Below are 14,046 nucleotides of genomic sequence, written 5' to 3'. Positions count from 1 at the left end.
CTCCTTCTTCGTCGCTCTTGGCCGGCATCATTAACAATAATTAGCTGCCCACGATTGGATATGTAGCGGGAATATCGTTATTTCGTTTCTCAATATATCGAAGTTTAACCTTTTTAATCGAAATCCTGTCTCATGAAAAACAAGTCTTGGATAGCCCTTGCGGCCTTGTTGCTCGGAAGTGTGCCTGTCGGCGCGAATGCCCAAGATTCCCGCGAACGGCACTATTATTACGAAATACTCAGCCCTTCGCATGAACCCAAAGCCCCCGTCGAAGGGTTTGCCACGACCCGGGTGGGGGAACGTCTCGACCGCGGACTGACAATCTTGCCGGGAAAAGAAGAGGGAACCCTCTATCTCAGTTGGCGACTGTTGCAGAGTGATGCCCCCGACGTGGCATTCAACGTATATCGCGAAGTGGACGGCAAGGTGAAAAAGCTCAACCGTAAACCGCTGAAAACGACGACCGATTTCGTCGATGAATCGCCGGCTCCCGAAGGTGCTCGTTACCAAGTGGCCACTCTCGACGGACGTGGAAAAGTGCTCGAAAAGTCGCCTTTCGTGGCTTTCGCTCCCGAGTCGGGCAAAAATTACCTGTCGATAAAACTCAACCGTCCCGTCAAAGCCGGTAAGGTGGCCGTGGCCGACCTGAACGGCGACGGGGTCTATGATTATATCATACGCACCCCCGAAAGCAATGTCGACCCCGGCATGCCCGGTGACTTGAACGGGAAGACTTACCAAATCGAAGCCTATCTGAGCGATGGTACCTTCTTGTGGTCGAAAGACCTGGGACAGGGCATAGAGCCCGGTATTTGGTATTCGCCTTATGTCGTCTATGACTTCAATGGCGACGGCAAGGCCGAAGTGGCCTTGAAGACGGCGCCCGACAATGTGCAGCGTGACGCCAAAGGTCGTGTCGATACCGGAGAAGAATATCTTTCGGTGCTCGACGGAATGACCGGCGAGGAGATAGACCGCGTCGATTGGCCCGAGCGAAATTTCCGTTATGGCAATCTGATTCGCCGCAACCGCAACCAGATAGGCATGGCCTTCCTCGACGGCAAGACTCCCTACATACTGGCGTGCCGCGGAACCTACAAGCTCATGGTGGTCGATGCCTGGCAGCTCAACGGTACGAGACTCGAACGCGCTTGGCGCTGGGACGGGGACGAAGAGAATCCCATTGTGCGCAGCATGGGAGCCCACAACATGGTATGCGGTGATGTCGATGAGGACGGCCGCGACGAGATATTGCTCGGGTCGTGCATGCTCGACGATGACGGCACCCTGTTGTGGTCGGCCGGATTGGGACACCCCGACAAAGTCTATCTCACCGACATCGACCCCAATCGTCCCGGTCTCGAAGTGTTTTTGTGCATTGAGCCTTGGAACGACCAGGGTCGTGGCGTCTGCATGGTCGATGCGCGCACCGGCGAGTCGATATGGAACATCGGTCACAAGACCTTCCATGTCGGTGACGGCATGGTGACCGACATCGATACCACGCGTCCCGGCCTCGAATGCTTTGCCAGCGAAGACCGTAAAGGGGGAAGCACCGACAAATACCTCCTGGCGGCCGACGGAACCTATTTGGGCAAGAACGAAGCGGTTCCCCCTTGCCGCAACTGGGCTTGGTGGGACGCCGACCTGTTGCGTGAGACCTTTGTCGGCGATGGCAGCCGTTGGGGGGCAGGCTCTTCTTCCGAAGGACGTTCACAGAAAATCGTGAAGTGGAAAGGAGAGACTGTTACCGATGGCATTCGTGGCGACATACTCATGATTGCCGACCTCTTCGGCGATTGGCGCGAAGAGATTGTTACCGCCCTGCCGGGTGAGATTCGCATCTACACGACCAACATACCGGCGCGCGACCGGCGTGTCACGCTCATGCAAGATGCCCTCTACCGCAATTATGTGGCCCATCGTTCCATGGGCTATCCGCAAGCCCCGGTTCCTTCTTATTATTTGGGTGAATAAGGCGGGCTGTTGTCCCTGTAAACAAAGCGCGATGAAAAATCATTTCATCGCGCTTTGTTTTATTTTATCGATATGCGTTCTATCGGTTGACGGTCGACTTTGTCGAGTGGGGTTGCTTGATATTTGATTTTCCCGAAATCGATTTTCTTCAAGTCGATGCAGCGTATGAGGCTGTTATACATCGTCCGGTAATAAATCGTTTTGTCTTGCGGGTTGGTTGCTGAGGTCCATTGCGTGGCGCTGGGAATATCGGTCGGAGTCTCCCCCTCGGAAAATTCGATGCCGATGGGAATGTCGAAGTTGTTGAGAATCTGGAAACACTGCCTTACCGTTTGCTCCGCGTCTTGTTGCGGCGGTGCGGAACATTGGTAGAAGGCGGCTCGCACGAATCGGGAGGGCGGGGTGATGTCGCCGGGCAGGCCGAGCATGCCGCTCCCGGCTCCAAATGAGGCGAGAGATACGCTCCCCAGTTGGCGGGGCCGGCTTGTGCCCGGTGCAAGGTTTACATAGTTGTTGAGGTTGGTCATTTGCCAGGTGAAGTCGGGCGAATTGGTGAGCACACCCAGCGTGTTGTCATGGAATTGCGCTTTCCCGTCGATGATTTCGAGCACGATTTGGCGGCCGCTGGTATCGGTGAACCGCCAGTGTACGGTCGAAGCCTGTGGATTGATGGAGACAACACGAACGCGGTTGACGGCCTTTTTTACGTCGTCGACGGTCTCGCATTCACCGAGAATCCAGGATACCAGTTGCAGGTCGGCGATACTCCTCGATTTCAGGGCCGGGTCGTAAGCCGGGTATTTCCCGTAGCCGGGAAAGTAGAAGAGTCCTGCCGACAAACCGGCTTCGTTGATGCCTTCGGCCACGAATTCGTCTTGCTCGACAGCCAGTCCCACATAGCCATACCGGGCGCTGAATGTCATGCCCTCTTTTTTCCCGTCGGGTAGGTACGACGATTGGACATACCCTCGGGGTACGATGACATAACGGCTGTTGAGGTTGCTGCCGCCCCATTCGATGGTGCGGGCGACGATGGAGGTACCAGTTGTCGTTTTGAGGGTGATGCCGGTGCAGCCTTTGGCCGGGTCGGTGGCCAAAGTCAGTAGCACGAGAAGTGCCCAAAAGGGCGTATGAAAACGTACCATATTGTTGAGTGTTTAGAGATGATTCCTTATGGAAGGTCTTATGTTATAACCGATAGGAAGGCATAAAAGTTTACGGATCTATCCAGTCACCATTCGTTTTGATAAGGGCGATGAGATGTTCCACCGCCTCTTCTTCGGGAATGTTCTTTTCGATGCACACTTTCCCTTTGTAGAGGCTGATGCGGTTGCGGCCCGCTCCCACATATCCGTAGTCGGCGTCGGCCATTTCGCCCGGCCCGTTTACGATACACCCCATGATGCCTATTTTCAGCGTTTTGAGGTGCGACGTGGCCGCCTTTACCCGGGCTATGGTCTGCGTCAGGTCAAACATCGTGCGTCCGCAACCCGGACAGGAGATGTACTCGGTCTTGCTGGTGCGTTGGCGGGCAGCCTGCAAGATGGCATACATGCAGGCGGTGATTTTTCCGGCCGGGATATTCCCCTCGTTGCGCAACCAGATGCCGTCGGCAAAACCGTCGAGCAGCAGGGCACCGAAGTCGGCCGCCGCTTTGATTTGCAGATTTTCGAGTTCGGTTTCCTGGTAAGAGAGTTGCACGATGACCGGTACGCGGCATGCGTGGTTGAGCAGGGCGTGGAAGAATGCGCGGCATTCCCCTACGGGGTTGATGTGCCGGGTCGTGAGCACGACGACGAGACCGCTTGTGCGGGCAAGGGTTTCCCACACCGCATCGTTCAGTTCGGGGTAGGAGAGTTGCAGGAATTTTACCTCGGCTGTCGAAGCTGCCAGCCGGGACAATTCGCCACAGGTGTAAAGCGGGGCCTTGAACGACTCGTCGCCGCCGGCGATTATCTGTTTCTCGCGAGATGAATATACATAATCGGGTGATACTTCACCGCTGCCTTTGGCATCGGCAACGGTGACCGGCACTTTCCCACCTCCGATGTTGCCTGCGGCGAGAGTTTCTCGCCGTTCCATGCACAGGAAATCATGAGCGGGGCAGGCTGAGCCTTCGATGTGCGGGTGCCCGGCGCGGGCAGTGATGTAGTCGACCAGTTTGCGGGCGACGGGGATTTCTGCTTCCGGGGCTTCACTCAGCGATACCCGTATGGTGTCGCCGATGCCGTCGGCCAGGAGCGTGCCGATGCCTACGGCCGATTTTATGCGACCGTCTTCCCCCTCACCGGCTTCGGTCACGCCCAAGTGCAGGGGGTAGTGCATCTCTTCTTTGTCCAGTGCGGCCAGAAGCAGCCGCACCGATTTTACCATAACCACCGTATTGGAAGCCTTGATGGAGATGACCACGTCGTCGAACTTCTCTTCGCGGCACACGCGCAGGAACTCCATGCACGACTCGACGATGCCCTCGGGCGTGTCGCCGTAGCGGCTCATGATGCGGTCCGACAATGAGCCGTGGTTGACGCCGATGCGTATGGCCGTGTGGTGTGCGCGGCAAATGTCGAGCAGGGCGACAAACCGTGTGCGCAGTCGCTGCAACTCGGCGGCATACTCCTCGTCGGTGTAGTCGATGTGCTTGAAGGTGCGGGCACTGTCGACGAAATTCCCGGGGTTGATGCGCACCTTCTCCACGATACCGGCGGCCAGGTCGGCCACATGGGGATTGAAGTGTATGTCGGCCACCAGCGGGGTGTGGTAGCCCCGGCGGTGCAGCTCCTCTTCGATGACGGCCAGGCTCTCGGCCTCGCGGGTACCCTGTGCCGTGAGTCTCACATAGTCGGCTCCGGCCTCGATGATGCGCACGCATTGTTCGACACTGGCTTCGGTTTCGTGGGTGTGCGTGTTGGTCATCGACTGTATGCGTATGGGGTTGTCTCCCCCCAGGGGCGTGTTGCCGATGTGAACTTCGGTGGTGGGGCGGCGGTGGTAATTAAAAAGGTCCATGGCGCGAAAAATAAAAAACGATTGCCGCGTCGGGCAATAGAAGCCTTTGTGGCATCTCCCGGCATCGGCAATCGGAGTTGTTGACAGATTAGTTGGTTTTGAAAGGATATTTTACCTGAGCCAGTTTTTCGTTGGCATCGACGATTTTCTTGGCCAGTCCTTTCTTGTAGTTTTTCAGTTTGCCGGCGATTTTCTCGTCGCCGAGCGAGAGCATCTGCACGGCCAGTATGGCGGCGTTGAGAGCGGCGTTGATGCCTACCGTTGCCACGGGAATGCCCGGGGGCATCTGCACGATGGCGAGCAGGGCGTCCATGCCGTCGAGCGACGAGTTGATGGGTACGCCGATGACCGGCAGCGGGGTCGATGCGGCGATGACGCCGGGCAGGTGCGCGGCCATGCCGGCGGCGGCGATGATGACTTTGATGCCGCGGGCTTCGGCATTCTTGGCAAATGTCTCAACCTCTTCGGGGGTGCGGTGTGCCGACAATGCGTTCATCTCGAATGGTATTTCGAAGTCGTTCAGCAGTTGTGCGGCTTTTTCCATGATGGGCAGGTCGGAGGTGCTGCCCATGATAATGCTTACAATCGGATTCATAAGAGTCGGTTATAGATAGGGTAATAAATGTCGTTGAATGAGTAGCATGACCACCAATACGGCAATGATTCCGCTGGCCCAGCCGGTCAGAATCTGTGCCAAGGTGTTGCGGTCGAGCAGTTGTCGGGCGGTACCCACCATGCCGGTGATGGCGATGAGGAGGACAAACAGGCCGACGGGTATCGGGAATCCGGCAATCAGCAGGACAATGACGAGTCCCATGAGAGCTCCCAAGCTGCTCATGAAGAAACTGATGCGCCAGCCGGTGACGTTGACAATCCACACGATGGCCGATGCCAAGCCGGCTCCGGCCAGATAGCTTTCGACCCAGAACGGCAGGCTGAGCCGGTGCATGTAGAACGCGGCAAAAAAGAGAAACACCGTGTAGAGCAGGATTTCGGTGAGCCGCACATAGGGTTTTTTGTCGCTTTTGTTCCAGTAGAAGAGGGAGAGGGTGAGATGGAACAGCATGGGCAATACACCCGAGAAGAGGAATATCCCACCCACGATGAGCGCCTTGATGGCGAGGGGAAGTATTTCGAGAAAACTGTACGATACGACAAGGAGCCCCCCGTAGAGCGGCAGGAGGTAAGGGTGGAACAGTATCGATAAGATTTGAGCCGTTTTCTTCATGTCTCAATGTTAAATGAGTTTTCGCAGGCGGGCAACCGGAACCCCCAGTTGCTCTCGGTACTTGGCCACGGTGCGCCGGGCGATGGCGTAGCCTTTCTCTTTCAGCAGTTCGCACAACTTGTCGTCGGTGAGCGGTGCGCGTTTGTCTTCGTTGTCGATGCTTTCTTGCAAGATTTTTTTGATTTCGCGCGACGAGAACTCCTCGCCCGACTCGCTTTGCATCGATTCCGAAAAGAAATATTTCAGCGGATACACCCCATAGGGCGTTTGCACATATTTGTTGCTCGTGGCGCGGGAGATGGTCGATATGTCATAGCCGGTCTCTTCGGCAATGTCGCGCAGAATCATGGGGCGCAGGCGGCTTTCGTCGCCTGTGAGGAAGAAGTCGCGTTGCCGGTCGAGTATGGCTTGCATGGTGGCCAGGAGGGTCTGTTGCCGTTGCTCGATGGCGTTGATAAACGACTGGGCGGCGTCGATTTTCTGTTTGATAAAGAGCAGGGTGTCCCGTTTCTCGCGGGTCTGGTTGGCCCTGTTTCCCGTGTAGTCGCTCAGCATCTCGTTGTAGTTGCGACTGATGCGCAAGGTGGGTATGTTGCTGTTGTTGAGCGACAGGGAGAGCTCGCCATCGTTTTCCTCGACGAGGAAATCGGGGCTGATGTGGGTCATGCTCTCGGTAAAACTGTCGTTCCAGCTGCTTCCCGGTTTGGGGTTGAGTTGTGAAATTTCCTGCACGGCGGCTTTGAGTTCTTCTTCGGATATGTCGAACTGCCGTTGTATCTTTTCATAGTGGCGTTTGCTGAATGCCTCGAAAGCCTTGTCTATTATCTCATAGGCCAGTTGTGTGGCGGCCGTGCCCCGGCGGCGTTCGAGTTGGAGTTTCAGGCACTCTTGCAGGTCGGTGGCTCCCACGCCTGCCGGGTCGAAGTCTTGAATGACTTGCAACAATTCGCTCAGTTTCCCGATCGGCACGTCGAGTCCCACTTGGAACATCAGGTCGTCCGATATGGCCGGCAGGGTACGCTGCAAGTAACCGTTGTCGTCGATGTTTCCGATGATGTATTCGGCAATCTGCTTGTCGGCTTCGGACAATTCCCGCAGGTGCAGCTGTTCGAGCAGGTAGTCGTGGAACGTGGTGCCCCCCGAGACGGGAATCTCTTCGCGGGGCGCATTTTCGCCGGGAATCTCACGGTCGATGTAAGAAGGTACTTCGTCGTTGTTGTTGTAGTCGCCCATGAGCAGGTCTTCGGCACTTTCGTTGCCCGAGGCGTCCTCTTCGGGCGTTATGTCGTTTTCTTCCTCGGCCGAGGCATGTGCATCGCCCTCATCGAGGGCGGGATTGTCGATGAGTTCCTGCTTGATTTGCTCTTCCAACTCTATCTCGGGCAATTCGAGGAGACGTATGGCCTGTATTTGTTGCGGAGACAAAGTCTGGCGTTGTTGAAGTTTCTGTTCTTGTTTGAGCATGGCAGTGTTCTCTGGGGTTCGATTCCGCAAACGAAGATAGCTCATTTTCTTCGATTACGCCAATAATTCATCTATCTTTTTCCGTAGATTCTCCTCGGGGTCGATGAGGCAGGTTTGGAATCCGGCTCGTTGTGCTCCTTGAATGTTGGCGGCGAGGTCGTCGAGGAACAGGCTTCGCGATGGATTCTCTCCGCTGTCTTTCAGTACTTTGTCGTAGAAGTCGGCGTTGGGCTTCAATGCATGTAATTCGTGCGAGAGGTAGAGCTTGTCGAAATAGTCATCGACCGTCAGCCCCTCTTCTCTGAAAAGCACCTCCCGTGTGTAGTCGAAGTGCGGTGCATTGGTGTTGCTCACCATGTAGAGGCGGTAGTGGCGGCGTATTTCGCGTATGACATTGATTTTGTAGCGAGGTATGTCTCCGATGATTGTGTTCCAAGCCGATTGTATGGCCTCGTTCGGGGCGGAGAGATGCAATAATTCGCGTAAGGTGGCGAAAAATGTGTCACCACTCATTTCTCCGGTTTCGAGGCGGTGCATGGCCTCGATAAATGCGGGGGAGCGGAACAGTACCTCTTCGGGTGCCATTGTAGCGCCCAGTTGCCTGAATGCTTCAAAGCACCGGTTGAAATCGAGACGAAGAAGGACTCCTCCGAAATCGGTGAACACGGCGTCGATGTCGTTGCGCATGGTCGGTGTCAATAGATGAAACTGCTGCCTCCGAGGAATTCGCGCAGGAGGGAAGTCGAGGGTATTTCGTTCTCTTCGAGAGGCAGGAAATAGTAGAGCTGTTTCAGGAGATGCTTGGCCGTATCATATTCGGGACAACTTTCGGGTACCGACATCAGCGCGGGCACGGCCTGTTGCTTGATGACGGCCAGCTCGAAGAGCAGGGAGGAGTTGAACATGGCGTCGGCATTTTCCTGGTAGGGGAATATCCACTTCTCTTCACCGGCTCGCACGCTGGCCCAGCGGGCAATGGTTTTCTGTGCCGACGTGCCCCGATATTTCTCGTCTCTGATGATGCGCCGCAAGAGGCGGTTGTCGGCCGTCGGTATCCAGCTGTGGTCGTCAATGGACAGGGTCGTGAGCGCCGACACATAGATGAGGAATTTTTGCCGTGCTTCGATGTTGGGTGTTAGTGCCGGGTTCAAGGCATGGATTCCTTCGAGCAGGAGTACGTCCGAATCTTTCATGCGCAGGGTATTGCCGTGATACTCCTTTTTTCCGGTTTCGAAATTGTAGGTGGGCAGGCTCACTTCCTTGCCTTGCAGCAGGTCGTTGAGTTGCCGGTTGAAGAGTTCCAAGTCGAGGGCATAAAGCGATTCGTAGTCGTAGTCGCCGTTTTCGTCGCGTGGAGTTTGGTCACGGTCGAGGAAATAGTTGTCGAGCGAGATGGTAATGGGTATCAGCAGGTTGGTCATGAGTTGTATCGACAACCGTTTCGAGAATGTCGTTTTTCCCGATGAGGACGGACCCGATATGAGAATGATGTTGGCCCCGCCCTTCTCGCTGTTGTGGCGTGCCGTGATTTGGTCGGCGATGCGGGAAATCTGTTTTTCGTGCAACGCCTCGGTTACTTTTATCAAGTCGCCCGAGGTATGTCTCAATATCGAACGGTTCATGTCGCCCACATTGTTCAGCCCGACGATTTCAGATATTTTGAGGTTCTCTTTGAATACGTTGAACATCTTGTCTTGCGGAATGACCTCTGAGAGTTCATTCGGGTTTTTCCTTTGTGGCGGAATGAGCAGCATGCCATCGTGGTATTTTATCAAGTCAAAGACTTTGAGGTATCCCGTCGAAGGCAACAGGTACTCATAATATACGTCGTAGAGATTTCCCAGTTTGTAATAGGTGGCATAGAGCGGTTGCAGGGTTTCGATGAGGTCGACCTTGTCTATCATGTCTTGCGACTTGAAGTGCTCTATTGCCACATCGGCTGCCGATTGTATGCGCTCGAAGGGCAGATTTTTTTTGATGATTTCGTGCATGCGTTCTTTGAGAAGCGCCACCGTGGAGTCGGGAATTTCCTCTCTTTGGTTGAGACAGCAGAAATAGCCGTTCGAAACCGAATGCTCGATGCGCAATCGAGTGCCGGGGTATAATTCGGTGACCGCCTTGTAGAGAACAAAACAGAGCGAGCGTACATACATGCGCATTCCCATGATGTGGGACGCGTCGGCAAAGTCCACCTGTTTGGGCTGGTACACCCGGTAAGACAGGTCGCGGGTGCGGTTGTTTACCTGTGCGCACAGTACCTCGTAAGGCAGTTCTACACCGGCCTTCTTATAGATGTCGATGAGTGCCGTACCCTCATCGACAAGAAGGGTTTTACCGTTGTTTTTACAAATGATTTCTACTTGATTTCCCATAATCGTTTCTTGATTTCGCCGTGAAAGCAAAAAAGCAATGCCCTTCGACATCGGTCGTCGTTTCTGCATCTCCTGCTGTAGGGGGGCCGGGCAAGAGTCTGCGTAGCTAAGATAGGCATTTATTTCGAGAATACCATGTCAGCGGCATATTATAAGCGATACTTTATACTTTTTTCGACTTTTTGTTACATCTACCGCATTTGTTTTCCTCCACTTTTGCCTGTTTCCCCGATTTGCGCCCCTTTTTCGGGGAGCCATTTTGTGCTTTTTGCCGTTTGATGGGGTTAATATACCGATTTCAAAAAATATTATCATGAAATGCGAACTGTAATATATTGATTTTTAGTAGTGTTTAGGACTGATTTTGCATTCGGTATGAAAGCTTGAAAAATATTTTTATAAAATAAAAGAGCAGAAATTTGTGAGAATCTTTTTGGTGTTGTATTTTTGTCCTACTGATGTTGTTGTCGCATCTCTTCTATGTAGGGAGGTGATGACGAAAGGGGAAAATTTTGAAGGAGAGAAATATCTCTTCTCTAATAGAATATGTTTTTTGTGTTATAAGAAGTTTGGTGGAATGGAAAGGTCCTGTTTTTGGGAATCTCAAAGATTCATGACGGTACCTCAACAGACAAAAAAAGAATTGTATGCTCAACAGTTACTCCTCGACGCGGAACTATCCCTACTATAAATTCCTTGCCTTATTGGGCGACTTGCTCGTCGCGAATGGTCTTTACTGGTTGCTTTATGCACTCGCTAACTACCTGTCGTGGCATGTCATCGACATGACCGACCCACATCATTGGATTACGGTCAATGTCTTTTATGTCATTTGCTTCAAGTTGACCGGAGTGGTCCTTTTCAACCGTATTGTCAGAACCGAACATGTGTTGGCAAGAGTAATGCGGCTTGTTATCGATCATTTCCTTATCATGGCATTCCTTTCTTACATGGACAACACGCTCTCCCAGTCGTGGAAACTCATGTTGCTTTATTATTTGTTGCTCTTCATATTCGTCTCACTCGAACGCCTGTTCTTGCGCCGTATCGTTCAGAATTTGCGTATAAGAAAGCGCGATACGGTAAATGTGGTCATTGTCGGAGATGGAGACAACCTGAAAGAGATTGCCGAAAAAATGCAGGTCTCTTTTATGGGGTATAATCTCTTGGGGGTGTTTACCGATAAAGAGTTGGTCGGCTTTCCCCCGAAGGTGGTGAAGTTGGGCAATGTCGCCGATACGCTTCCTTGGCTTGCCCGGCACAACGATATTGGAGAGCTTTATTGCGGTTTGACTTCCGACCGGGCGGCCGACATATTGCCCATCATCGATTATTGCGAAGGGAATCTTATCCGCTTTTACAGCGTTCCCAATATGCGAAATTATTTGAAACGCAATATGGTGATGGAAACTTTCGACGATGTCGTCGTACTGGCCATTCGCCGGGAGCCGTTGAGCAGCCCCGGCAAACGCTTTGTCAAACGTCTCTTCGATATAGTGGTTTCGGGCCTTTTCTTGTGCACGATTTATCCGTTTATATACATTGCCGTGGGCATTGCCATCAAGTTCTCGTCGCCCGGCCCCATCTATTTCAAACAGAAACGGAACGGACTGGACGGTAAGGTCTTTGAGTGCATCAAGTTCCGAAGCATGAAGGTCAATGCGCAAAGCGATACGTTGCAAGCGACCAAGGACGATCCCCGGAAGACGAAGGTGGGCAATTTCCTGCGCAAGACCAACCTCGACGAGTTGCCGCAGTTTATCAACGTGTTCAAGGGCGATATGAGTATTGTGGGACCGCGTCCCCACATGCTCAAACACAACGAAGAATACTCCCACCTTATCGACCGCTATATGGTGCGTCACTTTGTGAAGCCCGGTATTACCGGTTGGGCTCAGGTCAATGGTTTCCGCGGAGAGACCAAGAAACTCTCGGAGATGGCTGGTCGCGTGCAGGCCGACATTTGGTACCTCGAACATTGGAGCTTCTGGCTCGATGTGCGCATCATATTCAAGACCGTTTCCAACATGATACACGGCGAGGAAAAAGCTTATTGACGCCTTCTCCTTCGATATAAAGCCAAGGCCCCGCTCTTGCGAAAAGAGCGGGGCCTTGTGGCATGAAGGGGGTATAAAAAAGTCGGGATAGCCGGGTGCCGGAAGCGGTGCCTATGGCAGCGGGTTGACCTCTTCGTTTTCGGTCTCACAACCGAGGAAGCGCATCTCGTCACGCACTTTTTCGGGAGAGAAGGTGAAGTAGGTGCACACGGCTTTGGTACATACTTCACCCTTGGTGTTGCTTATGGTCGCTTCGAGAAAGACAATGTTGCGTTTTTGCTCTGTGATATGAGCCCGCAGTATGACATAGGGGTCGGTCGTGGCAATCGATTTCATGTAGCGGGTCTCCATTTTCGACGTGACCCCCGTCGTCTGCAATTTGCGCAAGATGACCCATGCGCAGATTTCATCGAGCAACACGGCCTGTATGCCGCCGTGCAAGGTGTCGATCCAACCTTGATATTTCTGTTGGGGTTTCCACACGCTCACCACCTCGTCGCCGTCTTCATAAAATTCCATCTTTACGCCGGCATCGTTGTTGGGGGCGCAGCCAAAACAGTAATATCCCTCCTTGTGTAGCCAGGGATTGATGATTTTTTTCATAATCGTAAATTTTTTGTGTTGTTGTACCATGGCTTCGCGGGAAAGGCCGGAGGTACACTCTACAAATGTAACGATTCTTTCTTAAAGGCGATATCTTGCCGCCTCTTTTTTGCCGCTCGATGTGTAGTATAAACGAACAGAGGCTGTAACCAAAAATCAAGTATGGTTACTGCCTCTGTTCGTTTAGTTATTGATTCTTGTCAACGGGTGCGGCGCACCGAGTAGGTGGGAGCCGAGCTGCGACTGCTGCTGCGTTGTTTTACGGTTTTGGTACGACTACTTTTTGAGGCTTTCGGTTCATCGTTTTTCACGGTACCTCTCGATGAACGTGTCGATGCTTTCGGCTCTTCGGCCATGACGTCTGTGGCCGTCGCTTCGCTTTTCACTTCGTCGCGAGCCGATTTTTTCGATGTCGTTGTTTCCTCTTCGGTGTCGGCTACCCACAAGCTGTTGTCGAACTGTTGCAGCTGGCGTTCTATGACCTGCCGGGCGCTGTCTTGGGCCTCGGGGGTGGGATAGAGTTGCATGAGCGACATGTTTTGCAGGTTTTGGGTCTTGTAAATTTCACCGGAGAACATGCGCAGCTTGAAGAAATCGTCGTAGGTATAGTTGCGCACGTTGTTCATGTTGTCGGTGATGATGTAGTGTTGGGCCAGGAAAGGACGGATATCTTCATACTTGGCCCAGAACATCGGGTAGCGTATGGGTTCTCCCCCGAAATCGCCCACACGGTGCAGTACCGGGCAGATGGCTTCGATGACCGGGTAGCAGGTCGAGGAACGCTGGTCGAATATCCATTTCTCTTTCACATAGTACGACAACACCTCGTTGCACGGCACGTCGCTCTCTTCGATGATGTAGGTGTTGCGTTTGGCCGTGCGGCCGGCTTTCAGTTCATACAAGATGTGGAAGCGTTCGAGCATGTCTTCGACTTTCACCTCGTACTCTTCGGTGAATATTTCGCGGCCGTCGAGGTATTCATAGACCGTGATTTTGTTGGTGGCGACAAGACCCAGCAGAACCCGGAACAGATTTTCCTGTCCGTCGATGACCTCTTCGGGGTAATAAAGGGGCATGTTCTTTTCTTGGGTAAGGTCTATTTGTCGATAGATGCTGCGGCTCCAAGGTACGTCGGCTTCTGAGGCGGCCTCTGTCTGGTAGAGCGTTCTGGCTCTCGTGGTGAGTCCGCTTTGTCCGGCTCTGCTACTGTTTGCCGTACTGCTACGGCGTACCACCGTGTTTTGTGCCTCGCATATCGGGAGTACGGCACATAGGCCGAGGAGGACCAACAGATGTTTTACCGTGATTTTCATATTCATATGTTACTTGTGCGTTACTA

General features: G+C 53.2%; 11 protein-coding genes. 2 read left to right on the top strand and 9 right to left on the bottom strand.

Annotated features, from left to right (window positions below; all coding sequences use genetic code 11):
- Positions 1 to 132: 132 nt before the first annotated feature.
- Complete coding sequence (locus tag IAD09_00120) at positions 133 to 1,977, top strand: silent information regulator protein Sir2 (protein ID HIT80643.1); 1,845 nt, start codon at positions 133 to 135, stop codon at positions 1,975 to 1,977.
- A gap of 59 nt (positions 1,978 to 2,036) precedes the next feature.
- On the opposite strand, the gene IAD09_00115 is transcribed toward IAD09_00120, so the two are convergent.
- The 7 genes from IAD09_00115 to IAD09_00085 form a co-directional block, all read right to left on the bottom strand.
- On the bottom strand, positions 2,037 to 3,122 hold the full coding sequence (locus IAD09_00115) for a choloylglycine hydrolase family protein (protein HIT80642.1): 1,086 nt from the start codon (positions 3,120 to 3,122) through the stop codon (positions 2,037 to 2,039).
- Positions 3,123 to 3,192: 70 nt separating this feature from the next.
- Positions 3,193 to 4,983 (bottom strand): 4-hydroxy-3-methylbut-2-en-1-yl diphosphate synthase, encoded by a 1,791-nt coding sequence (locus tag IAD09_00110; protein HIT80641.1) that lies wholly within the window; start codon positions 4,981 to 4,983, stop codon positions 3,193 to 3,195.
- Positions 4,984 to 5,071: 88 nt separating this feature from the next.
- Positions 5,072 to 5,578 (bottom strand): 5-(carboxyamino)imidazole ribonucleotide mutase, encoded by a 507-nt coding sequence (gene purE, locus IAD09_00105; protein HIT80640.1) that lies wholly within the window; start codon positions 5,576 to 5,578, stop codon positions 5,072 to 5,074.
- 9 nt (positions 5,579 to 5,587) lie between these two features.
- Positions 5,588 to 6,211 carry a hypothetical protein gene (locus IAD09_00100; GenBank protein HIT80639.1) on the bottom strand — a complete coding sequence of 208 codons (624 nt, stop codon included), beginning with the start codon at positions 6,209 to 6,211 and terminating at the stop codon, positions 5,588 to 5,590.
- A gap of 9 nt (positions 6,212 to 6,220) precedes the next feature.
- A complete protein-coding gene (gene rpoN / locus IAD09_00095) occupies positions 6,221 to 7,675 on the bottom strand; it encodes an RNA polymerase factor sigma-54 (GenBank protein ID HIT80638.1) in 1,455 nt (484 codons plus the stop codon).
- A gap of 54 nt (positions 7,676 to 7,729) precedes the next feature.
- On the bottom strand, positions 7,730 to 8,362 hold the full coding sequence (locus tag IAD09_00090) for an HAD family phosphatase (protein ID HIT80637.1): 633 nt from the start codon (positions 8,360 to 8,362) through the stop codon (positions 7,730 to 7,732).
- Between the two features lie 8 nt (positions 8,363 to 8,370).
- The gene (locus IAD09_00085; protein HIT80636.1) at positions 8,371 to 10,047 is read right to left on the bottom strand and encodes a nucleoside kinase; all 1,677 of its coding nucleotides are present in this window, start codon (positions 10,045 to 10,047) and stop codon (positions 8,371 to 8,373) included.
- Between the two features lie 647 nt (positions 10,048 to 10,694).
- Here IAD09_00085 and IAD09_00080 point away from each other — a divergent pair.
- Positions 10,695 to 12,104, top strand: coding sequence for an undecaprenyl-phosphate glucose phosphotransferase (locus IAD09_00080; protein HIT80635.1), 1,410 nt, complete (start codon positions 10,695 to 10,697; stop codon positions 12,102 to 12,104).
- Between the two features lie 111 nt (positions 12,105 to 12,215).
- On the opposite strand, the gene IAD09_00075 is transcribed toward IAD09_00080, so the two are convergent.
- A complete protein-coding gene (locus tag IAD09_00075; GenBank protein HIT80634.1) occupies positions 12,216 to 12,707 on the bottom strand; it encodes a PaaI family thioesterase in 492 nt (163 codons plus the stop codon).
- Positions 12,708 to 12,907: 200 nt separating this feature from the next.
- Positions 12,908 to 14,020, bottom strand: coding sequence for a gliding motility protein GldN (gene gldN / locus IAD09_00070; GenBank protein ID HIT80633.1), 1,113 nt, complete (start codon positions 14,018 to 14,020; stop codon positions 12,908 to 12,910).
- Between the last annotated feature and the right edge of the window lie 26 nt (positions 14,021 to 14,046).

The organism is Candidatus Caccoplasma merdavium (assembly GCA_018715595.1).
Taxonomy (GTDB): Bacteria; Bacteroidota; Bacteroidia; order Bacteroidales; family UBA11471; genus Caccoplasma; species Caccoplasma merdavium.
Note: the sequence above shows the minus strand (reverse complement) of the source record. Positions and strands in the feature narration are given on the sequence as shown.

Excerpts from the sequence above, each read along its gene's own strand:
- IAD09_00120 (HIT80643.1), top strand. The coding sequence starts at position 133 with ATGAAAAACAAGTCTTGGATAGCCCTTGCGGCCTTGTTGCTCGGAAGT.
- IAD09_00115 (HIT80642.1), bottom strand. The coding sequence starts at position 3,122 with ATGGTACGTTTTCATACGCCCTTTTGGGCACTTCTCGTGCTACTGACT.
- IAD09_00110 (HIT80641.1), bottom strand. The coding sequence starts at position 4,983 with ATGGACCTTTTTAATTACCACCGCCGCCCCACCACCGAAGTTCACATC.
- purE (HIT80640.1), bottom strand. The coding sequence starts at position 5,578 with ATGAATCCGATTGTAAGCATTATCATGGGCAGCACCTCCGACCTGCCC.
- IAD09_00100 (HIT80639.1), bottom strand. The coding sequence starts at position 6,211 with ATGAAGAAAACGGCTCAAATCTTATCGATACTGTTCCACCCTTACCTC.
- rpoN (HIT80638.1), bottom strand. The coding sequence starts at position 7,675 with ATGCTCAAACAAGAACAGAAACTTCAACAACGCCAGACTTTGTCTCCG.
- IAD09_00090 (HIT80637.1), bottom strand. The coding sequence starts at position 8,362 with ATGCGCAACGACATCGACGCCGTGTTCACCGATTTCGGAGGAGTCCTT.
- IAD09_00085 (HIT80636.1), bottom strand. The coding sequence starts at position 10,047 with ATGGGAAATCAAGTAGAAATCATTTGTAAAAACAACGGTAAAACCCTT.
- IAD09_00080 (HIT80635.1), top strand. The coding sequence starts at position 10,695 with ATGCTCAACAGTTACTCCTCGACGCGGAACTATCCCTACTATAAATTC.
- IAD09_00075 (HIT80634.1), bottom strand. The coding sequence starts at position 12,707 with ATGAAAAAAATCATCAATCCCTGGCTACACAAGGAGGGATATTACTGT.
- gldN (HIT80633.1), bottom strand. The coding sequence starts at position 14,020 with ATGAAAATCACGGTAAAACATCTGTTGGTCCTCCTCGGCCTATGTGCC.